This window comes from Citrobacter sp. RHB21-C05 (genome assembly GCF_013889015.1).
In the GTDB taxonomy this organism is placed as follows: domain Bacteria; phylum Pseudomonadota; class Gammaproteobacteria; order Enterobacterales; family Enterobacteriaceae; genus Citrobacter_A; species Citrobacter_A sedlakii.
This window is the reverse complement of the sequence record NZ_CP057611.1, coordinates 489,318-510,719: the sequence shown is the minus strand read 5'-3', so window position 1 is coordinate 510,719 and position 21,402 is coordinate 489,318. Positions and strand designations below refer to the sequence as shown.

General features: G+C 55.6%; 23 protein-coding genes. 6 read left to right on the top strand and 17 right to left on the bottom strand.

The features are described from left to right. Nucleotides 1–49 precede the first annotated feature (49 nt). From nanQ to zapE, 11 genes are all read right to left on the bottom strand, one after another. Nucleotides 50–517, bottom strand: a complete 468-nt coding sequence (gene nanQ / locus HVX72_RS02450; RefSeq protein WP_181822473.1) for an N-acetylneuraminate anomerase — start codon at nt 515–517, stop codon at nt 50–52. Next, nucleotides 514–1,389, bottom strand: a complete 876-nt coding sequence (locus HVX72_RS02445) for an N-acetylmannosamine kinase (protein ID WP_181822472.1) — start codon at nt 1,387–1,389, stop codon at nt 514–516. The genes nanQ and HVX72_RS02445 overlap by 4 nt, the downstream gene beginning before the upstream one ends. Next, nucleotides 1,386–2,075: an N-acetylmannosamine-6-phosphate 2-epimerase gene (locus tag HVX72_RS02440; RefSeq protein ID WP_042291938.1), complete on the bottom strand. Its 690-nt coding sequence runs from the start codon at nt 2,073–2,075 to the stop codon at nt 1,386–1,388. The genes HVX72_RS02445 and HVX72_RS02440 overlap by 4 nt, the downstream gene beginning before the upstream one ends. A 47-nt stretch (nt 2,076–2,122) precedes the next feature. Continuing rightward, nucleotides 2,123–3,613: an MFS transporter gene (locus HVX72_RS02435; protein ID WP_042291941.1), complete on the bottom strand. Its 1,491-nt coding sequence runs from the start codon at nt 3,611–3,613 to the stop codon at nt 2,123–2,125. 111 nt (nt 3,614–3,724) lie between these two features. Next, entirely contained in the window at nt 3,725–4,618 is an 894-nt protein-coding gene (nanA, locus tag HVX72_RS02430) for an N-acetylneuraminate lyase (protein WP_181823231.1), read from the bottom strand. Nucleotides 4,619–4,738: 120 nt separating this feature from the next. Then, nucleotides 4,739–5,521, bottom strand: coding sequence for a transcriptional regulator NanR (gene nanR, locus HVX72_RS02425; protein ID WP_042291946.1), 783 nt, complete (start codon nt 5,519–5,521; stop codon nt 4,739–4,741). 118 nt (nt 5,522–5,639) lie between these two features. Beyond that, nucleotides 5,640–6,137, bottom strand: coding sequence for a ClpXP protease specificity-enhancing factor (sspB, locus tag HVX72_RS02420; protein WP_181822471.1), 498 nt, complete (start codon nt 6,135–6,137; stop codon nt 5,640–5,642). Between the two features lie 5 nt (nt 6,138–6,142). Further along, the gene (sspA, locus tag HVX72_RS02415) at nt 6,143–6,781 is read right to left on the bottom strand and encodes a stringent starvation protein SspA (RefSeq protein ID WP_042291949.1); all 639 of its coding nucleotides are present in this window, start codon (nt 6,779–6,781) and stop codon (nt 6,143–6,145) included. Between the two features lie 304 nt (nt 6,782–7,085). Continuing rightward, nucleotides 7,086–7,478, bottom strand: coding sequence for a 30S ribosomal protein S9 (rpsI, locus tag HVX72_RS02410; RefSeq protein WP_000829818.1), 393 nt, complete (start codon nt 7,476–7,478; stop codon nt 7,086–7,088). A 15-nt stretch (nt 7,479–7,493) separates the two neighbouring features. Next, nucleotides 7,494–7,922 (bottom strand): 50S ribosomal protein L13, encoded by a 429-nt coding sequence (rplM, locus tag HVX72_RS02405; RefSeq protein ID WP_000847556.1) that lies wholly within the window; start codon nt 7,920–7,922, stop codon nt 7,494–7,496. A 241-nt stretch (nt 7,923–8,163) separates the two neighbouring features. Then, nucleotides 8,164–9,288 (bottom strand): cell division protein ZapE, encoded by a 1,125-nt coding sequence (gene zapE / locus HVX72_RS02400; protein ID WP_181822470.1) that lies wholly within the window; start codon nt 9,286–9,288, stop codon nt 8,164–8,166. 192 nt (nt 9,289–9,480) lie between these two features. Between zapE and zapG the strand changes: the two genes are divergently transcribed. The 3 genes from zapG to degS all read left to right on the top strand — a co-directional run bounded on the left by zapG (nt 9,481) and on the right by degS (nt 12,573). Further along, complete coding sequence (gene zapG, locus HVX72_RS02395; protein WP_042292056.1) at nt 9,481–9,879, top strand: Z-ring associated protein ZapG; 399 nt, start codon at nt 9,481–9,483, stop codon at nt 9,877–9,879. Between the two features lie 168 nt (nt 9,880–10,047). Next, nucleotides 10,048–11,415, top strand: a complete 1,368-nt coding sequence (degQ, locus tag HVX72_RS02390) for a serine endoprotease DegQ (protein WP_181822469.1) — start codon at nt 10,048–10,050, stop codon at nt 11,413–11,415. Nucleotides 11,416–11,505: 90 nt separating this feature from the next. Further along, nucleotides 11,506–12,573: an outer membrane-stress sensor serine endopeptidase DegS gene (gene degS, locus HVX72_RS02385; RefSeq protein WP_042291957.1), complete on the top strand. Its 1,068-nt coding sequence runs from the start codon at nt 11,506–11,508 to the stop codon at nt 12,571–12,573. A 201-nt stretch (nt 12,574–12,774) separates the two neighbouring features. On the opposite strand, the gene mdh is transcribed toward degS, so the two are convergent. Next, a complete protein-coding gene (mdh, locus tag HVX72_RS02380) occupies nt 12,775–13,713 on the bottom strand; it encodes a malate dehydrogenase (RefSeq protein WP_042291960.1) in 939 nt (312 codons plus the stop codon). Nucleotides 13,714–14,128: 415 nt separating this feature from the next. Between mdh and argR the strand changes: the two genes are divergently transcribed. Both argR and yhcN read left to right on the top strand, forming a co-directional pair. Beyond that, the gene (gene argR / locus HVX72_RS02375; RefSeq protein ID WP_012135369.1) at nt 14,129–14,599 is read left to right on the top strand and encodes a transcriptional regulator ArgR; all 471 of its coding nucleotides are present in this window, start codon (nt 14,129–14,131) and stop codon (nt 14,597–14,599) included. A 368-nt stretch (nt 14,600–14,967) separates the two neighbouring features. Further along, nucleotides 14,968–15,231, top strand: a complete 264-nt coding sequence (gene yhcN / locus HVX72_RS02370) for a peroxide/acid stress response protein YhcN (RefSeq protein WP_042291961.1) — start codon at nt 14,968–14,970, stop codon at nt 15,229–15,231. 57 nt (nt 15,232–15,288) lie between these two features. On the opposite strand, the gene HVX72_RS02365 is transcribed toward yhcN, so the two are convergent. The 5 genes from HVX72_RS02365 to aaeX all read right to left on the bottom strand — a co-directional run bounded on the left by HVX72_RS02365 (nt 15,289) and on the right by aaeX (nt 20,243). Beyond that, a complete protein-coding gene (locus HVX72_RS02365) occupies nt 15,289–15,561 on the bottom strand; it encodes a barstar family protein (RefSeq protein ID WP_181822468.1) in 273 nt (90 codons plus the stop codon). A 29-nt stretch (nt 15,562–15,590) separates the two neighbouring features. After that, the gene (locus HVX72_RS02360) at nt 15,591–17,039 is read right to left on the bottom strand and encodes an NAD-dependent succinate-semialdehyde dehydrogenase (protein WP_181822467.1); all 1,449 of its coding nucleotides are present in this window, start codon (nt 17,037–17,039) and stop codon (nt 15,591–15,593) included. A gap of 87 nt (nt 17,040–17,126) precedes the next feature. After that, on the bottom strand, nt 17,127–19,094 hold the full coding sequence (gene aaeB, locus HVX72_RS02355; RefSeq protein WP_042291969.1) for a p-hydroxybenzoic acid efflux pump subunit AaeB: 1,968 nt from the start codon (nt 19,092–19,094) through the stop codon (nt 17,127–17,129). A 5-nt stretch (nt 19,095–19,099) separates the two neighbouring features. Continuing rightward, nucleotides 19,100–20,032: a p-hydroxybenzoic acid efflux pump subunit AaeA gene (gene aaeA, locus HVX72_RS02350; protein ID WP_181822466.1), complete on the bottom strand. Its 933-nt coding sequence runs from the start codon at nt 20,030–20,032 to the stop codon at nt 19,100–19,102. Between the two features lie 7 nt (nt 20,033–20,039). Then, nucleotides 20,040–20,243: a p-hydroxybenzoic acid efflux pump operon protein AaeX gene (aaeX, locus tag HVX72_RS02345; RefSeq protein ID WP_000051841.1), complete on the bottom strand. Its 204-nt coding sequence runs from the start codon at nt 20,241–20,243 to the stop codon at nt 20,040–20,042. Nucleotides 20,244–20,424: 181 nt separating this feature from the next. Here aaeX and aaeR point away from each other — a divergent pair, with 181 nt between their 5' ends. Continuing rightward, nucleotides 20,425–21,357: an HTH-type transcriptional activator AaeR gene (gene aaeR / locus HVX72_RS02340; RefSeq protein ID WP_060571044.1), complete on the top strand. Its 933-nt coding sequence runs from the start codon at nt 20,425–20,427 to the stop codon at nt 21,355–21,357. The last annotated feature ends 45 nt before the right edge of the window (nt 21,358–21,402 follow it).

The following is a 21,402-nucleotide window of genomic DNA, read 5'->3' as shown; positions in this document are numbered from 1 at the left end:
ATTGCCGGATAGCGGAGTCATCCCTGTCCGGCCTGTAAATGCATCCGGTCTAAACGGCCAGCAAACTGGCTCGTACCTTCACCACCACTTTCTTAATTTCGCCTGGCTCCTGAAATACACATCCTGGCTTATGCGGCTCTCCCGGCATAAACACGGCGAACATCCCCGGTTGCAGGGTGACCGACTGTTCGTCTGCGATTTCACTACACAACTGGTAATCCTCTTCTTCATGCATCTCTTCGCAACGTCGCGCCGCGCCGTTCACGCCAAAGTGAATGCGCTCTTTCCCCGCTAACAGCAGCTGGATATCGATATACTGCTCGTGCAGCTCCGCTTTCTTTTCCGTCGGCGACTGCGTGAAAAATTCCATCACATTCATAAAAATATTGTCGCTCTGCAGCGCATAGCGACCAGGCGCTTTTTCCTGCGGCCTTGCCGCCAGCGCGAGCGTCAGCGCATCCAGAAGCACAGGATGCAAACCTGCGGACGGTAACGAACGAACTTCACCCAATATCATAGACGTTCTCCTTGAGCCAGCAGCGCTGCGCCCAGTAACCCTGCATCGTGTCGGTAGTGCGCGGCGGATAATGCAACGTGATAGACCGGCGGTTGTTGGGCCAGAAAATCGCCGACCTGCGTCAAATAACCTTCCGCCAGTCCGACGCTGCCGCCCACCACTACCCGCTGGCAGTCGGTGATCGCTTTGACATCGGCGATCAGCCGCGCCAGTACTTTCGCCGAGCGCGTAACCAGCTGTGCCGCCTGCGCATCCCCTTCCGCCGCGCGTGCAAAAAGGGTTCTGGCGTCGCAACCAGCAAGATCGCCTTGCGCGGCGGCGGCAATGCCGCGTCCCGAGGCAATCGCCTCCACGCAGCCAATCCGACCGCAGCCGCACCGTGGGCCGTTCGGATCCGCCAGGGTGTGTCCGAGATGCCCGGCCAGCCCCCCGCTACCGGTCAGCAATTTGCCGCCGCTCACCACCCCGCCGCCCACACCGGTCGACACGGTGATAAACACCATATCGCGGGTCGCATCGGCCAGCGCATGGTATTCCGCCCAGGCCGCTGCCTGCGCATCGTTGACCGCCAGGGTCGGTAACCCGGTGATCGCTTTTACTGTTTCAACTAGCGGAAAGTGTAGCAACCCGCCGAGATTTTGCGGGTTAATCGCCAGCAGGCTACCGTCGCGAATTATCCCGGTTGACGCGACAGCAACCCGCTGCGCCTGCGCCTGCAGCGGCGCAATCAGTTCCGCGAGCGCTTCGCGCAGGGCATCTGGCGTTTTACTGGCGGGCGTTGGACGTTCAATTCGTTCGCGGATCTGTAAATCCTCATCCACCCGGGCGGCGGCGAGTTTGGTGCCGCCAATATCAATCGCCAGCGTCGTCATAGCACCGCCTTTTTCAGCGCCGCGTTGTACCACCCGCAGATGTGTTCCAGACGCGTAATCGCAGACCCCACCGTCACCGCCCAGGCGCCGTGACGCATCGCCTCCGCGGCCTGCGCTGGCGTGTTGTAGCGCCCTTCGGCAATCACCCGACACCCGGCGTCGCTCAGGGTTTTGACCAGCGCCAGATCGGGCTCTTCTGGCGTTTCCGGCGTCGTGTAACCGGAAAGCGTGGTGCCAATCATATCCGCGCCCCGCTGATGGCAGGCCAGTCCGTCCTCACGCGACGCGCAGTCCGCCATCGCCAGACGCTGATGATGATGGATCCTCGCCAGCAGCGCGTCCACAGGTACCGGTCGCACGCGATCGGTACCATCAAACGCAATAATATCCGCCCCGGCCTGCGCCAGCGCATCGACATCGTCCAGAAACGCGGTGATGCGCACAGGAGAGTCGTCCAGATCGCGCTTGAGGATGCCGATAATCGGCACGTTCACCACAGCGCGCGTTGCCCGTACATTGTCGATGCCTTCAATACGCAGGGCGACCGCCCCCGCCTGCTCCGCCGCCAGCGCCATCGCCGCAACGATGTCCGGCTTATCCAGCGGACTGCCGGGAACCGGCTGACAGGAGACAATCAGGCCGCCGTTTGCGGCGATACTTTTATCCAGTTGAGCAAGTAACGACATACTTCTTCCCTTCCGAGTGTTACCCGGTACGAGACCGGGTAAATGGCTTAACTTTTACCTTTCGCTAACGCGCTTTTATCGCCGCCGAGCGGTACGGCGCCGCTGAACGGTTTGCCATCAATGGCGTCGTGCGTACGTAATGCTTCCGGGCGCAGCCAGCGCTGCACGCGGGACGGCATATCCAGGCCAATCAGCAGGATCACCACAAAGGTCAGGCTAAACGAGAGCGATCCCAGCGCGGTACCCAGATCCAGACGCTGGGCGATAAGCGCGCCGAGGATGGGGGCCAACGCGCCGCCCAATGCCCCCACGTTGTAGGTGAAGCCCAGGCCCGCTGCACGCTGATCGGTGTCAAAATAACCGCCGATCAGTTTCGGCAAGATCCCGGAGATCCCCTGCCCTAACATCTGCTGGAAAAACAGTAGCAAACCGAGCACCCAGACGTTTGTGCCGCCAATCGCAAACACCGGAATGATCAATACTTGCGAGGCCAGCAGACTGCAGACATAGGCTTTGCGCGTGCCAAGCCAGTCGCCGAGGAAACCGCCCACGCAGCAGCCGACCGCCGCGCCAAAGCCGCTAAAGAACAGCACGCGCGCAACGGTTGACGGATCGTACGCCAGTTCGGTTTTCAGATACGTTGGCAACAGCGCCTGGATAGGCCATGAATAGAGGAACGCAAACAGCACGACGACCATCAGCATCACCCCTGTCGGCCAGCGCTTGCCGCTGCTTTGCACCATGAAGCTGATAAAGATAACCGCACACAACAGGCCAAGCACGGCAACGATCGCCGCATTTTGCAGGTTGCCGGCAAAGCAGAACCACAGCGCTGTTGCCGCCGCGATCGTCATCAATACGTTGACGACGCGATGCTCGCCCCGATAGAGAATATCGACCATCGTGCGCACCGGCGCTTTACCTTCATGCTTCTCTTTCCAGTCTTCGGCTTCCGGAATGTTTTTACGCAGCCAAAGGGCAAAGACGATTGGCAAAATGCCGATAAAAAACAGTGCACGCCATCCCCAGACAGGAACGACAAGGCTATAAACCTGTGCGGCAACCACCGCACCGACGGAGAAACCGGAAATCAGAAAGCCGCTGGCTTTGTTACGCAGATGTTTCGGCCAGCTTTCAATGACGTACGTGGCGCTGGAGCCGTATTCCCCCGCCATGCCCATGCCGATCACCAGTCGGGCGATAAACATGGTGGTGTATCCCGGCGCAAAACCACAGGCCAGGGTTCCCACAGAGAACATAATGATGCTGGTGACCATCGCCAGACGACGCCCGTAGCGATCGCCCATCGCCCCCAGCATCAGCCCGCCAAACCAGCGGGAAATAAAGGCCGCCGAAATCAGGCTTGCCGCCTGTACCGTCGTCAGCCCAAATTCGCTTTGTACTTCGGTCAGAACAAGGGCAATTAACACAAAGTCAAAACCATCCAACAAATATCCCAGCCATGCGGCAGAAAACGCCCGCCATTGGGCGCGATTGAGATGGCGATACCACGGGATGCTTTGGGTACACTTACTCATAACACTCTCCCGATAATTTTTGCTGTTATGCCGGACGGCGGCGTTGCCTTATCCGGCCTACAGAGTATGTTTTGCAGGCCGGGCAAGCGAAGCGCCCCCGGCTTTTCACGGTTACGCCTTCTCTGCCAACAATTGCTGAGCCAGCGCCTTCAGTTCCGGTAGATAGCGTTCGTCTACCGGGGCAAACGGCTTACGGCACAGCGGGACGGACAGCACGTCCATATAGTGCAGTACCGTTTTCAGCCCACGGAATACCCCGGTTTTTATCAGCAGATCGATAACCTGATTACACTCGGTTTGCAGTTGTTGCGCAGCCTGAATGTCACCTGCCTTGAGCGCCTTTACAATGCCCTGGTAGCGCCAACCCATAATGTTATAGGTGCTGCCGATCCCACCATCCGCCCCCGCCAGCAGGCCGGAAGCAAAAATCTCATCGTAGCCGTTGTACAGCACCAGATCCGGATGCGCGCGACGGATTTGCTCCATCTGATACAGATCGCCAGAAGTTTGCTTCAGCGCGCCGACGCCCGGTAGCGTCACCAACGTGTTGATCTGATCCAGGCTGAGCTTCACGCCGCTGAGCGCCGGGATGTTATAAACCACCATGGGTAATCCCTCTGCCGAATCAATGATTGCCCGATAGTGGTCGCAATGCTCCTCAAAACTAAACGGATAGTAAAACGGCGTCACCGCGGAGACAGCGTCAAAACCATAGCGATGCGCCGCCCGGGCGAGCTGTTGGCTTTCCGCGGTACTCACCGTTCCCACATGGGCAATCAGCGTGACGTCGCCCTTCGCTTCTTCAGCGACAACTTCCAGTACCTGCTCTCTCTCCGCGATGCTCTGAACGAAGGCTTCCCCGGTCGACCCACCCACATAAAGCCCATCGATGCCCTGCGAGACAGTAAAGCGCACCAGACGGCGCAGACTGTCGATATCCAGCTGCTGTTGCGAATCGAAAGGGGTTAATAACGCTGGCATTACGCCTCGTAACTCTTTTGCCATACCGACCTCTGTCACTGTTGTGTTATCTGATTGCATACCTTTATACCTGTTATACCAGATCAAATAAGCAGCAGTGCAATACAGCATGCTTATATTGCGATCTGCTTCACTAAAGGATCGTTATTTTTTAGATCGAGACTGTTGTCCGAGGGCGTGCCAGGTGGCGGAGACGCTATTGAGATGGGTTTGTAACGCACGATCGGCTTCGTCAGGATCGCGCTGACGAATCGCTTCGACGATCGCGATATGCTGCTGATAGCTAACGCTATTATGCTCATGAAGCTCGCGATCAGGTACCGTTGGACGCGCGGCGATCAGCCAGTCGAGCAAAGCGACATGGATCGCCATGAAAATCGGATTACCGGGGATCTCCGCCAGCACGCGGTGAAAATCCACGTCGGACCGGATAAACAGCGCGTTGTCATCCAGCGACTGGCTGTTGAGTTCCAGCGCTTTCGCCAGTAGATCGATCTGCGCGTCAGTGGCGTGCTCCGCGGCGTAGCGCACCAGACTCGATTCAAAAAACAGCCGCAGTTGTTCGAAGTGGGCAATGCCTCCGGGATGGGCGAGGAAATCTTTCGCCATGCCGGACAATTCGCTGATGATCGTGTCGGCGGAAGGACGGGAGACACGGGCGCGTTCACCATTGTTGATCTGCACCAGCCCTTTACGCTTGAGCGCCGCCAGCGCTTCACGCACCGAGGGGCGTCCCACGTTGAAGAACGCCATCAGCTCACGCTCAGACGGAAGCTGTTCGCCCTCGCCAAATTCCCGGCGACGAATCATTTGTTCCAGTTCTTCTTCCACCATCTCAGAGAGCTTTTTCCGCGCCAGCGGACGTTTTCGCAGACTACGACCGATAAGGGCAGACGAATTTTCAGCTTGTGAATCAAATGTTTTCATAAGACCTGATCAGCACGTTACGGGAATGTATAGCAGCTTCATCCTAACACAGGATCGAAATAAGGGGGAAACAGGGCGGCAGGCATAAAAAAACAGGCTCTGACGAGCCTGTTTGACATCACTTCACCACGCGAAGCGCTGGTCGTCCACCGCGCGGCGGCGGATCGTTATCCGGATTGTCGTCGTCATCACGATCCGGCTTATCGCCGTCGATAACCGACATGACGGTTTCGCTCTCAGCGCCAGACGCCGCGTCATTATCATTCAGGCTGGCAACGTCTTCGTCGTACGCCGCTTCCGGTTCAAACATCGTTCCGGCGCCGTTTTCACGCGCATAAATCGCCAGCACTGCCGCCAGCGGGACGGAAACCTGGCGCGGTACGCCGCCAAAACGCGCATTAAAACGCACTTCGTCGTTGGCCAGTTCCAGATTCCCCACCGCGCGCGGAGCGATATTCAGGACGATCTGACCGTCGCGCGCATACTCCATTGGAACATGCACGCCAGGCAACGTCACATCCACCACCAGATGCGGCGTGAGCTGGTTGTCGAGCAACCACTCATAGAAAGCACGCAGCAGATAAGGACGACGTGGTGTCAGCTGTGACAAATCCATAGGCATTAACCCCGGCCGAGGCGCATTTCACGTTCAGCTTCGGTTAAAGAAGCCAGGAAAGAGTCACGTTCAAAGACGCGGGTCATATAGCCTTTCAGCTCTTTCGCGCCCGCACCGCTGAACTCAATGCCCAGGATCGGTAAACGCCACAGCAGCGGCGCCAGGTAGCAATCGACCAGACTGAATTCATCGCTCAGGAAGTACGGCTTCTGACCGAAGACCGGCGCAATCGCCTGCAGTTCTTCACGCAGTTGCTTACGCGCGACGTCCGCTTCCGAGGCAGACCCGTTGACGATGACGTTCATCAGGGTATACCAGTCTTTTTCGATACGGTGCATGTACAGGCGGCTTTCGCCACGTGCGACCGGGTAAACCGGCATCAGCGGCGGATGAGGGAAACGCTCATCCAGGTATTCCATAATGATGCGAGATTCCCACAGGGTCAGCTCACGATCCACCAGTGTCGGGACGCTCTGATTCGGGTTGAGGTCAATCAGATCCTGAGGTGGATTGTCCTTCTCCACGTGCTCGATCTCAAAACTCACACCTTTCTCAGCCAGCACAATGCGGACCTGATGGCTATAGATGTCAGTAGGACCAGAAAACAGCGTCATTACCGAACGTTTGTTGGCAGCGACAGCCATGAAAACCTCCAGGTATATTCAGAATTTTTACTGCTACCAGCCACCGCGTGGCCAGCCAGAAGTGATGTCACCCACATCGGAAAGGTCATCATCGTTCAAAAAGCAAACAAAAAATGAGCAATACCCGATATTTGGGCAGAAAATTGGATGATAGTTTACCAGATTTTGTGACCTTTGTGGTGAGTCGATTCCGGAAATGGGGAAAAAGAGGGAGTTGTCAGGGGATTACGCCCGATTTATCCATAAAAAAACCCGCCGAAGCGGGTTTTTTCGCCAAGAGTCTTCTGCCAGAGGCAGAGAACCATTAACGTTTGGAGAACTGCGGACGACGACGTGCTTTACGCAGACCGACTTTCTTACGTTCAACCTGACGAGCGTCACGAGTAACGAAGCCAGCTTTACGCAGTTCAGAACGCAGAGACTCGTCGTACTCCATCAGAGCGCGGGTGATACCGTGACGGATCGCACCAGCCTGACCAGAGATACCACCACCTTTAACAGTGATGTACAGATCCAGTTTCTCAACCATGTCGACCAGTTCCAGCGGCTGACGAACTACCATGCGAGCAGTTTCACGACCGAAGTACTGTTCCAGAGAACGTTGGTTGATTACGATTTTGCCGTTGCCCGGTTTGATGAACACACGAGCTGCGGAACTTTTGCGGCGACCAGTGCCGTAGTATTGATTTTCAGCCATTGCCTATAATCCCGATTAGATGTCAAGAACTTGCGGTTGCTGTGCCGCGTGGTTGTGCTCGTTGCCAGCGTAAACTTTCAGTTTACGGAACATAGCACGACCCAGCGGGCCTTTTGGCAGCATGCCTTTAACCGCGATTTCAATCACACGCTCAGGACGGCGAGCAATCATCTCTTCAAAGGTCGCTTGTTTGATACCACCGATGTGGCCGGTGTGATGATAGTACACTTTGTCAGTACGCTTGTTGCCGGTTACAGCAACTTTGTCAGCGTTCAGAACGATGATGTAATCACCGGTATCTACGTGCGGAGTGTATTCCGCTTTGTGCTTACCGCGCAGGCGAAGAGCCAGTTCAGTAGCCAGACGGCCCAGAGTTTTACCGGTCGCGTCAACAACGTACCAGTCGCGTTTTACGGTTTCTGGTTTAGCTGTAAAAGTTTTCATTAAAAGCTTACCCAATAAATAAGTTACACGTTGGTGAACACCCAAACGTTTAGTCAGTTGAGGTTCACACGACAAAGTCCGGCAAACCTACCCCTTCGAATAGCCAATGCCAGCACACAAAAAGTTTCGGGAAAAAAACTTTCTTGTAACGTGGGGTCGCAGGATTATAGAGAAGTCGGGGTCAAAGATCGACCCCTTTTTGTGATTTGTGTAACGGTCATCCGCGCCGGAGGGCGAGCGTTCAGGGCATATGCTCCCGCTTGAGGTACTCCTCGCTCTGCATCTCCTGCAACCGCGACAAGCAGCGCTGGAACTCGAACTTCAGCCGCTCCCCCTGATAAATATCATATAAAGGCACCGCCGCGCTGATCACCAGCTTGACATGGCGTTCGTAAAACTCATCCACCAGCGCGATAAAGCGCCGCGCTTCGCTCTCCATCAGCGGCGTCATCACCGGCACATCGAACAGCATTACCGTATGGTAAAGGCGCGACAGGGCAATGTAGTCATGCTGGCTGCGGGCGTCGACGCACAGCGTGTCGTACGACACCGCCAGCGTTTGGTTTTCGGCGCCCAGCGTCGGCAGCGGACGGTGATTGATTTCCAGCGTCGGCCCCTGCTCGCGCTTCACCCCTGCCAGCGCCAGCCATAGCATATCCATCTGTTGCCGCGTTTCATCGTTAAGCGGTGAAAGCCACAGGTGCGCCTGGGTCAGGGTTCGCAGGCGATAATCAACGCCCGCGTCCACGTTCATGACGTCGCAATGTTGCTTAATGGCATCAATGGCGGGAAGAAAGCGTGCGCGCTGCAGGCCATTACGGTACAGCTCGTCAGGCGGAATATTCGAGGTCGCCACCAGCGTGATACCGCGGGCAAACAGCGCTTTCATCAGCCCGCCGAGCAGCATCGCGTCGGTAATGTCGGAAACAAAAAATTCGTCAAAGCACAGCACGTCCGTTTCGGCCTGAAAACGGTCAGCGATCGTTTCCAGCGGATCGCTCTGCCCCTGGAGCGCCGTCAGTTCTTCATGGACGCGCAGCATAAAACGATGAAAGTGCAGACGCTGTTTACGTTCGCCCGGCAGACTATGGTAGAAAAGATCCATCAGCCAGGTTTTCCCACGCCCGACGCCGCCCCACATATATAAGCCGCGCACCGGGACGCGCTGCGTCACTTCTCGTTTTCCCAACAGCTGGCCGACGCGGGCCATAAAGCCTTTCACCGGGGCGGCTGGCGGCGTCTTTACCGTTAGCGCCTGATAGATCGCCTCCAGGCGGTTAACCGCCTCTTTTTGTACGTCGTCGGGTTGGTGGGTGCCGTCGTTAATGGCTTTCAGATAACGCGATGTGGGGGAAATGCTTTGCATGATGTTATTGTTATTCCTTGAAAATCGGTGTGCCGTCGTTCACGGTTGTCGAAAAAAAGGCCGTTCTACACTACGCGATATACACGTGGGATTCCACTTCTGCGGGATTAGCGGTTATAGTGGCTATATCAGGCGCGGGCATGGAGCCTAAAGCCAACACCCTACGGAAACAAAAGACAACGGGAGATGTTCATGACCTGGGAATATGCGCTAATTGGTTTAGTCGTCGGCATCATCATCGGCGCCGTAGCCATGCGTTTTGGTAATCGCAAATTACGTCAGCAACAGGCGTTGCAGTACGAACTGGAAAAGAACAAAGCTGAGCTGGAAGAGTACCGTGAAGAACTGGTGAGCCACTTTGCCCGCAGCGCCGAACTGCTGGACACCATGGCCCATGATTACCGCCAGCTGTATCAGCACATGGCGAAAAGCTCCAGCAGCCTGCTGCCGGAACTGTCTGCAGAGTCGAATCCGTTTCGTAACCGCCTGGCGGAGTCTGAAGCCAGCAACGATCAAGCGCCGGTGCAAATGCCGCGTGACTACTCTGAAGGCGCATCCGGCCTGCTGCGTAGCGGCGCAAAGCGCGACTGATCGCACATCGGCACGAAATTTTCCGGGCGCGCTCATTGCGCCCGCCTCTTCTCTCCCGTCCCGACTATCATTTAATCATTATCCGCATTGTTAGCTGACTGAAAATTCAATAACATCAACCTGTTTTGAATCGACTTTCCTTTCACTCAAGGTACGAGAGCAGGATCCATGAAAAAACACACCCAGCTGTTGAGTGCTTTAGCGTTAAGTGTCGGGTTAACTCTCTCGGCACCGTTTCAGGCCGTCGCCTCGATTCCCGGCCAGGTTCCGGGCCAGCCCGCGCTGCCGAGCCTGGCGCCGATGCTCGAAAAGGTGCTGCCTGCCGTGGTGAGCGTGAAGGTTGAAGGCACCGCCACCCAAAGCCAGAAAGTACCGGAAGAGTTCAAAAAGTTCTTCGGTGACGAACTGCCGGATCAGCCCTCACAGCCGTTCGAAGGTCTTGGCTCCGGGGTGATCATCGACGCCGCGAAAGGTTATGTGCTGACCAACAATCACGTCATTAACCAGGCGCAAAAAATCAGCGTACAGCTTAACGACGGTCGCGAGTTTGACGCGAAGCTGATTGGCAGCGACGACCAGAGCGACATCGCCCTGCTGCAAATTCAGAACGCCAGCAAGCTGACGCAAATCGCTATCGCCGACTCCGACAAACTGCGCGTCGGCGATTTTGCGGTGGCCGTAGGCAACCCGTTCGGTCTGGGACAGACCGCCACCTCGGGTATCGTCTCCGCGCTGGGACGCAGCGGGTTGAATCTGGAAGGACTGGAAAACTTTATTCAGACCGACGCCTCGATTAACCGCGGGAATTCCGGCGGCGCGCTGCTTAACCTGAACGGCGAGCTTATTGGCATCAACACCGCCATCCTCGCGCCCGGGGGCGGCAGCGTGGGCATTGGCTTTGCCATCCCCAGTAATATGGCGCGCATTCTGGCGCAGCAGTTGATTCAGTTTGGCGAAATCAAACGCGGCCTGCTCGGTATCAAGGGCACCGAAATGACCGCTGACATCGCCAAAGCGTTCAAACTTGACGTTCAGCGCGGCGCGTTTGTCAGCGAAGTGCTGCCGAACTCCGGTTCCGCGAAGGCAGGCGTGAAATCCGGCGACGTCATCACCAGCCTCAACGGTAAGCCGCTCAATAGCTTTGCCGAACTGCGATCGCGTATTGCCACCACTGAACCGGGCACAAAAGTGAAACTGGGCCTGCTGCGTAACGGTAAGTCGTTGGACGTAGAAGTCACGCTCGACACCAGTACTTCCGCCTCTGCGAGTGCGGAAATGATCGCCCCGGCGCTTCAGGGCGCGACGCTGAGCGACGGTCAGCTGAAAGACGGCAGCAAAGGCATCAAAATTGACAGCGTGGAGAAAAGCAGCCCGGCCGCCCAGGCTGGTTTGCAGAAAGATGATGTGATTATCGGGGTCAACCGCGATCGCGTCCATTCCATCGCCGAAATGCGCAAAGTGCTGGAAGCGAAACCGTCAATCATCGCGCTACAGGTGGTTCGCGGTAACGAGAGTATTTACCTGCTCCTGCGCTAATGCGACTTAACCGGACATCAGCCCCGCGTGTGATGTCCGGTTAACTCGTGGTATGCTGCTGCCGTTTCCTTTATTAATGACGCCTCCATCATGTTTGTGAAGCTCTTACGTTCGGTCGCAATTGGTTTGATTGTCGGCGCCATTCTTCTGGCCGCCATGCCTTCGCTACGCAAAATCAACACCCTTTCCGTACCGCAATACGACAGCGCCGACGAGACGCCGGCGAGCTACAACTCTGCGGTACGTCGCGCGGCGCCTGCGGTGGTCAACGTCTATAACCGCAGCATGAACAGCACCGCGCATAACCAGCTGGAGATCCGCACGCTCGGTTCGGGCGTCATTATGGATCAACGCGGCTATATCATTACCAACAAGCACGTGATCAACGATGCCGACCAAATCATCGTCGCCCTTCAGGATGGTCGGGTGTTCGAAGCGCTGCTGGTCGGCTCCGACACGCTGACCGATCTGGCGGTCCTGAAAATTAACGCCACCGGCGGCCTGCCAACCATTCCGATCAACACCCGTCGCACGCCACACATTGGCGACGTCGTGCTGGCTATTGGTAACCCGTACAACCTCGGGCAGACCATTACCCAGGGGATTATCAGCGCGACGGGGCGCATCGGCCTGAACCCGACGGGACGGCAGAACTTCCTGCAAACGGACGCCTCGATCAACCACGGAAACTCCGGCGGCGCGCTGGTGAATTCGTTGGGCGAACTGATGGGAATCAACACGCTGTCGTTTGACAAGAGCAACGATGGTGAAACCCCGGAGGGGATCGGCTTTGCCATCCCGTTCCAGCTGGCGACCAAAATTATGGATAAGCTGATCCGCGACGGGCGCGTGATCCGCGGCTACATTGGCATTGGCGGTCGCGAGATTGCGCCGCTGCACGCACAAGGCAGCGGGATGGATCAGATCCAGGGGATCGTCGTAAATGAAGTCGCCCCGGATGGCCCGGCGGCGCAGGCGGGAATTCAGGTTAACGATCTGATTATCTCGGTGAACAATAAGCCGGCCGTGTCCGCGCTGGAAACGATGGATCAGGTGGCGGAGATCCGACCGGGGTCGGTGATCCCTGTGGTGGTCATGCGTGATGACAAGCAACTGACGTTGCAGGTCACCATTCAGGAATACCCGGCGACCAATTAATACGCTGCATCCGTCACGCTGCCGCTTTGTTGGCTATGGTCATTCTCCCCAGTCTCGTACTGTTCTTACGCTTCTGGGGATTCACTGACTTGCTGCCCCGACGCTACGTGAATGATTCGGGGTACAGAGAATATCGCCAAACCCAATCACAAAAAAACCGGAGTCTGCGCTCCGGCTTTGTCTTTTCTGGCTACGGTTCGCTTACTTGTTAACGAACTCTTCGCCAAGCTGAATGTCTTTCTTCAGCGTGTCCAGCATGCCTTCCAGCGCGTTCTGTTCGAATGCGCTCAGTTTGCCGATAGACTGACGTTCTTCCACGCCGTTTTTACCCAGCAGCAGCGGCTGAGAGAAGAAACGCGCATACTGGCCGTCACCTTCAACGTAGGCACATTCCACCACGCCTTTTTCGCCCTGCAACGCGCGAACCAGAGACAGGCCAAAACGTGCCGCCGCCTGGCCCATCGACAGGGTTGCGGAACCGCCACCGGCTTTTGCTTCAACCACTTCAGTACCCGCGTTCTGGATACGTTTGGTCAGGTCAGCCACTTCCTGCTCGGTAAAGCTCACGCCCGGGATCTGCGACAGCAGCGGCAGAATCGTCACGCCAGAGTGTCCGCCAATTACCGGAACTTCAACGTCGGTTGGCAGCTTGCCTTTCAATTCCGCGACAAAGGTGTTGGAGCGGATGATGTCCAGCGTGGTGACGCCAAACAGTTTGTTCTTATCGTAAACGCCCGCTTTTTTCAGCACTTCAGCGGCGATAGCCACGGTGGTGTTCACCGGGTTGGTGATGATACCGATGCAGGCTTTCGGACAGGTGGTCGCGATCTGCTGAACCAGGTTCTTAACGATACCTGCGTTAACGTTAAACAGGTCGGAACGGTCCATGCCCGGCTTACGTGCAACGCCTGCGGAGATCAGCACCACGTCAGCGCCTTCGAGCGCCGGGGTCGCGTCTTCACCGGAGAAGCCTTTGATTTTCACAGCAGTTGGGATATGGCTCAGATCAACGGCCACACCGGGAGTCACTGGAGCGATGTCGTACAGGGAGAGTTCTGAACCTGAAGGCAGTTGGGTTTTTAACAGTAGTGCAAGCGCCTGGCCGATGCCGCCAGCTGCGCCGAGGACTGCGACTTTCATCCTAAACTCCTTATTATATTGATAAACTAAGTGTTTGTTGCTCCGCGGCGGCGACCATAATCCACAAATACGATGAATACAATCACTCATACTCAATTATGTGTAGTCACGCGAATTTAGCTTTTATGCATTTAATTTACGTAATACGAGGACGCCAGCGCAGTCGAGCAACTTTCCAACAGGTGGTGACAATATACCCTACTGCCCGACCAAAACAACATCATTTTGATAACAATTAATTTACTTTTAAGCTTATTTGCGAGGCGTGACACAGGCATGTTTCTTGATAACGAAATTTGATAAAATTCCGCTCTTTCATAACATTATTTCAGCCTTCACTAAGGCAGACTGTTTGCATAAAAATTCATCTGTATGCATAATAATGTTGTTTCCATCCTCATACTACGGGTGACTTATGCGAAGCTCCGCTAAGCAAGAAGAGTTAGTTAAAGCGTTTAAAGCGCTGCTCAAAGAAGAAAAATTCAGTTCCCAGGGCGAAATCGTCCTCGCGTTGCAGGATCAGGGCTTTGATAATATCAACCAGTCCAAAGTATCCCGCATGTTGACCAAGTTCGGCGCGGTACGCACCCGCAACGCGAAAATGGAGATGGTTTACTGCCTGCCGGCTGAACTCGGCGTCCCCACGACCTCCAGTCCGCTGAAGAATCTGGTGCTGGACATCGACTATAACGATGCGGTGGTGGTGATCCACACCAGCCCCGGCGCCGCGCAGCTGATCGCGCGCCTGCTGGACTCGCTCGGTAAAGCCGAAGGTATCCTTGGCACCATCGCCGGTGATGACACTATCTTCACCACGCCGGCGAACGGCTTTACGGTGAAAGATCTGTACGAAGCCATTCTGGAGCTGTTCGAGCAAGAGCTTTAATCCCCTTCACCCCGCTGCGTTCCGCGGCGGGGAAAACCCGGCCCGCACCTCAATTCACCCGCTTTTCTGCTGCATCTGATTTAACAGTTAGTGCCTTTTACTGCCTAAAGACATTCACATAGTGAATACATCTTCTCTAAAACGCACAAATCGCTAAATTGTATAACATTTTGATTTTATTGAAAAAGACACTAAATGCCTGCATTTTTAATGACGCATTGTTATAAAAATGTCGTTTTTAATCACTGACAAAGCAGCGAAACAGTTAGCGTGGTATTAATTTATCGCGTTATTAGTGTATACTCAGTTCTGTGATGAGGGTCACGAAACGAAGACCCCCAATAATAAAATTCGACGAGGTACTTATCATGAAAATCAAAACTACTGTTGCAGCATTAAGCGTTCTCTCTGTTCTTTCTTTCGGCGCTTTCGCCGCAGATTCGATTACCGCAGAACAAGCACAAAATCGCGAAGCAATGGGTTCTATCTCCGTAAGCGCGATCGGCTCAAACCCGATGGACATGCATGAAATGCTGAACAAAAAAGCCGAAGAAAAAGGCGCATCAGCGTATCAGATCACTGAAGCCCGCAGCGGTGACAACTGGCATGCCACTGCCGAACTGTACAAATAAACCCTCGTCGTCTAGTCCGACGACCTTGCCCCCGACTGTCGGGGGCTTTTTTATGCCTTAATGACGGACGTTGAAGCGCAACTGCCCTTCCAGCTCTTCTTCCGCTTCATCAAACAGCAGAATCAGCGCGCCATAGCGTCTGCGCAGCTTGTCGGGGAGATGCACAAACTCGATCTCCAGCGGCAGCGGCAGCTTTTCGCTCATAACGATATCCCACAGCGCATCGAGATCGTTCACGTTTTCGCTGGCGAGGCCAAACATCCGGGTAAATTCACGATAAAAATCGGTCTGATCCTCAATTTCATCAAAATCAAATGTATAGATGTTCATTTGTCGCCACCTTCCCGACGCCACCTCACTTACAGGCCGCCAATGTGCAGGGTTTTCACTTCCAGGAATTCGTCCAGCCCCAGCACCGATCCTTCACGTCCCAACCCTGACTCTTTCACGCCGCCAAACGGCCCCAGCTCGGTGGAAACCGCACATTCGTTAATGCCGATCATGCCGCTTTCAATGGCCTGCGAGACGCGGAAAACCCGCTGCAGGTTTTGCGTATAGAAGTAGGCGGCGAGGCCAAACGGCGTGTTATTCGCTCGCTGAATGACCTCGTCTTCGCTGGTAAAACGGAAGCAGGCGGCAACCGGCCCAAAAGTCTCCTCGCTGGCCAGCTTCATGCCATCACTGCACTCCCCCAGCACCGTCGGTAACCAGAAGTTACCGCCAGACGGATGCGCCTTGCCGCCCGCCAACACCTTCGCGCCTTTCGCCACTGCATCGTCGACGTGCTCACGCACTTTGTCGACCGCAGACGGCTCTATGAGCGGCCCAACCACTACGCCTTCGTCCAGTCCGTTGCCGACCTTCAGCGCCTGTACTGCGTCCGCCAGCCTGCGGGTAAATTCGTCGTAGACGTTCTCCTGAATATAGAAACGGTTGACGCTCACGCATACCTGACCGGCATTGCGGAATTTATTGGCGATCGCACCCTGCACGGCGGCATTGATATCGGCATCGTCAAATACGATATAAGGCGCGTTGCCGCCCAGCTCCATCGAGACCTTTTTCATCGTTTCCGCCGCGTTTCGCACCAGCGTTTTCCCGACGGCAGTGGAACCGGTAAAGGAGATTTTGCGCACTTCATGGCTGGCCATAATCGCGTCGCTGATCTCCTGCGTATTGCCCGCCACGGCGTTGAGGACGCCATTCGGTACGCCCGCTTTCTTCGCCAGGGTAAGCAGCGCAAAGGCGCTTAGCGGTGTGTTATTGGCGGGTTTAATCACGCCGGTGCAGCCAGCGGCCAGCGCCGGGCCAAGTTTTCGCGTCAACATCGCCATCGGGAAGTTCCACGGGGTTATGGCCGCCACCACCCCCACCGGTTCACGGGTCGCCAGAATGCGCGATCCGGGTTTGACCGGCGGAATAATTTCACCGTTAGCGCGTTTAGCCTGCTCCGCAAACCACTGGATAAAGCTGGCGGCGTACTCCACTTCGCCTTCCGCTTCTTTCAGCGGTTTCCCCTGTTCGGTGGTCATTAACTGGGCCAGCCAACGTTTATTCTCAATAATCAATTCGTACCAACGGTACAAAATAGCCGAGCGCGCTTTCGCCGTTTTCGCTCGCCAGGCGGGAAACGCTTTGCTGGCGGCGGCAATCGCCTCCTCGGTCTGCTGTTTACCCGCTTTGGCGACCTTCGCGATTATCTCGCCGGTGGCCGGGTTCAGGACATCAAAGGTGGTATCCAGCGTTTTCCACAATCCATCAACCAGATATCCCGTCTGGAAAAGTTCGTTCTCCTGGAGCGTTTGCATGGTGTTTCTCCTTTCGATGTCATGGTTTTGCGCACATCGAATAAGTATAGCCATAAAAAAACCGACGCTTTTGGCGTCGGTTTCAGGTCAGCTATCGGTGAGCGCATGTTGATACTTGTGTAGCATGCCGGTCAGACGTTTTACCGGCTCGGTCACCTGCGGCGGCGCTTCCCAGACTCGCAGTTTTTCCTGATAGACGTTCAGCTCCTCCAGCAATTGCGCGAAGTAGCGTCGACGCTTATCGTCATTGCTGGCCGATATTACGTGATCCGCTGTACGGCGCAGCTGGCGGTGAAACGCTGACAGATCCTCGTTGACTGGAACAGGCGCGTCGCGCAGGCGCTGATGCGCAATGATCATCGTCAGGGCAAGACGGAATTTCGGCAGGTCGCCAGGAAATTTGTTCATCAGCAAAAACAACTGCTGATAAAGCGCCGGAAGATGATTCTCTTTACGACGCACCACGTTGGTGGTCATCGCCGAGACCGCCGCAGAGACAAACTGGTTCAGCAGCACACGTCCGGTACGGGCGCGGGAGTTATCACGCACCAACAGGATAACCAGGAACGCCAGCACGCAGCCGACAATTTGCCCTAACGCGCTGTCGAGAAACTGACTGAAATGGAAGGTCATCGGGTTGTCCAGTACGATAATGTTAATGGTACTGGCAAGCGCCCCCATCGATCCCAGCCGCCGCTTCTGTACTTCGATCCCGAGAAAGAACCCCAACACCGCAAGGCTCAGACACAGCAGCAACATGCTTTGCTGGGTATTAGGCAGGATCACCAGAAAGTAAAACGCCCCCAACGGCAGCGCCGCGAGCGTCCCGTAGATAAAATCGATCCCCACCATCCGCGGATTCGGCAAACGCATGGCGAGCGAGGTCACCACCGCGATCATGACCATTGCCCCGTTGCCGGAGGTCCAGCCGGTCCACAGCCAGAACAGGCTGCCCAGTACGCAGGAAATCGTGGTACGCCAGAAGTTGACCATCGCATGATGACGCTCGGCGGATTCCACTTTCACCACCGGCTCGCCCTCCAGGATCTCCTCCTCGGTACCGCTAATTTTGGTATTACCGATTACTCCCCGTTTAAGCAGCAGATAGCGCGTCGCCGCCCCGGCCCAGGTGTACAAGGTCACCGGCGTTTCGCGCTCGCCGGTCCACGCAATCACCCGACGCAGGCGTTTAAGCTGTTTATGCACGTCCTGCGCCGTTTCAACGGGCATATCGAAGAACTCCCGGAACGTATCGGTGATCGCTTCCGGTCGCGTATTCTGAATCAAATAGGTTTCGCAGGACTGAGTCACCATAGTCAGCGAAAGCGTGTTAATCGCCTTCAGACGGCGGTTGGCAAGCGCCCAACGCGATGATTCCATGTTCAGGTTACTGCGCATTCCCTCCAGCGCGGCGGTTCGCCGCACCAGATCGCCCCAGGCCTGATCCACTTCTTCGCTGTCGCCATGTTTGATACACAGCTGCATCAATTGGTACTGCGCGACCAGCAGGCTGTCCAGTTCGCGATCCACTTCCTGTTTGATGGATCGCGGAGAAAACAGAAGATCCGCCATGATGGCGCAGACAATCCCGATGACGATTTCGCTACATCGTTCAACGGCGAACTGCGGCGTCAACAGCGGTTCCGGCTGAATGGTGATAACGATAATCAGGGCGGTATAGCCCGACAATCCCCAGGCATAGGAGTTTTCGATACGCACCAGCGACGATACCCAGGTACAAAACCCCGCCCAGATACAGCACACCATAATCATCAGCAGCGGCGCGCGGATCATCGTCGTGATGATCACCAGGGCGGCAATACAGCCGATGAAAGTCCCAATAATACGCAGCATCCCGCGATAGCGGATAGCGCCGGAATAGGGTTCGCCGCCAGCGGCGAAAGCCGGTCCCGCCGCGACGATAGCCGCGGTCAGAACGGCCCAGCGCGGCGTCTCAAGCTGAAAATGAAAGCCAACAAACAGCGCCAGTACGATGGCGCATGCCAGTTTAACCGCAAAGCGGATGTGCTGGTTGGCAATGGAAAAAATACCCATCGCGATTAACCAAACTCGCGCAGACGGTGCGCCATTTTACGGAAGAACGAGTCGTTGTTGGCGTCGCGATCCTGCTTACCGGTGACAACCACAGTCGCGGTCGTCCCGGCAGGCCACAGGTTCTCCTGCTGATCGTCAAGACGAATACGCACCGGCACGCGCTGCGCCAGACGGACCCATTCAAGGTTAGAATCGATAGTGGCCATACCTTTGTCGTCACGCGTGCTGCTGGCGTTGGTCACCCCCGCCGCCACGCTGTCCACCGTACCTTTCAGCACCGTGTTGCTGCCCAGCGGGGTGATCTCGGCGCGGTAACCCGGACGCACGCCTTCCAGTTTGGTCTCTTCCATATAGGCCAGCACGTAGAACGAGTTTTGCTTCACCAGCGCCACAGCGGTGGAGCCGCGGGTAATAAATTCGCCAGTATAAACGTTAAGGTTAGTGACCCAGCCGTCGGCCGGAGCGCGGATCACGGTACGCTCAAGATCTAATTTTGCCAGGTCGCGGGTCGCCTGCGCTTTCGCAAGCTGATGTAAGACGGTTTGCAGAACGTTATTGGCCTGGTCGATTTCCTCTCGTGACATCGCCTGTACGCCAAGACGGTTACGGCGGCTGGCCTCCTGACGTTTTTCCTGCGACAGCACCCGGTAATAGGCGACGTCGGCTTCTGCTTCTTCAAGCGCTTTCTTGTAGCGCGGCTGGTCAATGGTAAACAGCACCTGATCTTTCTTTACCAGCTGGTTATCATGCACATTCACGTCAGTGATCAGCCCGGAAACATCGGGCGCAATGGCGACCACGTCGGCGCTGAAGCGCGCGTCACGCGTCCACGGTGATTCGGTGTAATAGACCCAGGCGCGAAAAATAGCGATGAACGCCAGGATGACCAGAACGAGGGTAATGGCCGTACGGGAGAGTTTTCTTGTTAGTGTTTTCACTTCAACCTCAAACGAACAGGCGCGATATTAAGTAAAAGAGACAGCAATACAGCGCGGTATTGAACAGAGCCGGATGCCAGACAAAATCATAGATGCCCGTGGGCACAAGCACCCGGCGCACCAGCCAGAAAATCGCCAGTGACAGAAGCAATTCGAAAAATATCGGTGGGAAGGACAGACCAAACACCACGATAACGGGAAACAGACTCATGTTGACCTTGATTTTTTAGAGAGTGCAGGCGATACAGTTTTTAGCCGTGTCGCCGCGGAGAAGGGCAAGGAAAGCCAGGCGAGAGCGACGCAGCCGTTATTTGAATAATAATATATTAACGTAACTGTTATGCTGTTATCTATAATATGTGATCTAAATCACTTTTAAGCCAGAGTGAATAATGGAACGATTAAAACGGATGTCGGTGTTTGCCAAAGTCGTGGAATTTGGCTCCTTCACCGCCGCGGCCAGACAGCTACAAATGAGCGTTTCATCCATCAGCCAGACGGTTGCAAAACTGGAAGATGAACTGCAGGTTAAACTGCTCAACCGCAGTACGCGCAGCATTGGGCTGACTGAAGCCGGAAAAATTTACTACCAGGGCTGCCGTCGAATGCTCCATGAAGTGCAGGATGTTCACGAGCAGCTTTACGCGTTTAACAATACCCCTATCGGCACGTTGCGGATCGGCTGTTCTTCAACGATGGCACAAAATGTCCTCGCCGGACTGACCGCAAAAATGCTGAAAGAGTACCCCGGCCTGACGGTAAATCTGGTCACCGGTATTCCCGCACCCGACCTGATTGCTGACGGCCTGGACGTGGTGATCCGCGTGGGCGCGTTACAGGATTCCAGTCTGTTTTCCCGCCGCCTGGGGGCGATGCCAATGGTGGTTTGCGCCGCCAAACGCTATCTCGCGCAATATGGCATACCGGAGAAGCCAGCCGACCTCGCAAACCACTCATGGCTGGAGTACAGCGTCCGTCCGGACAATGAGTTTGAGCTGATCGCGCCAGAAGGGATTTCAACCCGTCTGATCCCACAGGGACGCTTTGTCACCAACGATCCGATGACCCTGAGCCGCTGGCTGACCGCCGGCGCGGGCGTCGCCTACGTCCCGTTGATGTGGGTGATCAACGAGATTAACCGCGGAGAGCTGGAGATCTTATTACCGCGTTATCAGTCCGATCCGCGTCCGGTTTATGCCTTGTATACCGAAAAAGATAAGCTGCCGCTGAAAGTGCAGGTCGTGATTAACTACCTGACCGATTATTTTGTCGATGTATCGCAGCTATTTCAGGGAATGTACGGTCGGGGAAAAGAGAAAGGCTAAATTGCCCGATGGCGCAGTCGCTTATCGGGCACGCAGGAACACTAC